Raw genomic sequence first — 1162 nt, forward strand, 5'->3', positions numbered from 1 at the left:
GGCCGGGGCGCCGCCCGGGCCCCTCCCGGCGCCCGCGCCGGCCAGGCGTCGGGCATTCGCCCGGGCCCGGGACCGCCGGGTGCTCCTCGCCTCCCACCCCCTCCTCCTCGCGCTGTTGACCCTCGGCCGGCGCGCCCCGGTCCGGCGGATCGGCGGGACCGTGATCGTCCACGGCACCGACGCCTGTCGGGAAGCCCTGACCCGCCTGACGCTGGATCGCACCGGGGAGGGCACCACCGGGTCCATCACCCGCGAACTCGTCGGCTCCGGAACCCTGTTCGACGCGAGCGGCGGGGAGCACCGGGCCGGCCGCCGGAGCCTGGCCGACCGGCTCGGCACGGCCGGCGTCGAGCGCACCCGACCCCTGCGGCGGGAGGTGTTGCGCCGCCGGTTGGAACCCCTGGCGCACGGCGCGGAGGTGGACGTCGCCGACCTGGCGCGGGAGTTGGCCGGGGTCTCCGCCGCCGCCCTGGTGGACCACCCCGGCGACCCCCGGGAGCTGGCCGACGCCGCCCTCGGGGCCGCCGCCGACGCGGTCCGCGCCCACCTGCCCGCACCGTGGCCCCCCGCCCGCCGGCGGGCGGCCGAACGGGCCCGCCGCTCGGCCGACCGGCTCGCCGCCCTGCTCCGCGAAGCCGCCGACCCGGGCCCGGCCCCCGACGCGGCGCTGCGGGCGACGGTGGTGACCGCCGCCGTGGCCACCACCGTGTCCCTGCTGCCCCGGGCGGTCGCGCGCTGCGCCGACGCCCGGCTGTGGGCGTGGGCCGACGACCCCGGACACCGGGCCGTCCTGACCGACGAGGCGCTGCGGGTGGTCGCGCCCTCCCCGGTGCTGCCCCGGCGCTCCGCCGCGCCCGGCACCGTCGCCGGCCGGCCGGTCCCCGCCGGGGCGCGCCTGCTGCTGGTGGTGCGGCACGGGGCCCTGGCCCACCGCCGGGACCTCGACCCCGCCGACCCGGCCCCGCCGGCCACGGCCCGGTTGGTCTTCGGCGCCGGCCCGCACGCCTGCCCCGGCGCCGGGCTCGCCCGGGCCGTGCTCGACGAGCTGTTCGCCGAACTCGCCCCGCACCGACCGGTGGTCACCCGCGCCCGGGGGGACCGGCACGCCGCGCTGCCGGGCTGGCGCTCGCTGGTGGTCCGGGCCGGGCGGGGGGCCCGGGCC

The 1162-nt window shown here is 82.6% G+C and carries 1 protein-coding gene; it reads left to right on the top strand.

Annotated features, from left to right (window positions below):
- Positions 1-79 precede the first annotated feature (79 nt).
- A partial coding sequence (locus FOE67_RS26300; protein WP_182667324.1) for a cytochrome P450 family protein occupies positions 80-1162 on the top strand: 1083 nt, incomplete at its 3' end.

Source organism: Streptomyces calidiresistens, from assembly GCF_014141525.1.
GTDB lineage: Bacteria > Actinomycetota > Actinomycetes > Streptomycetales > Streptomycetaceae > Streptomyces > Streptomyces calidiresistens.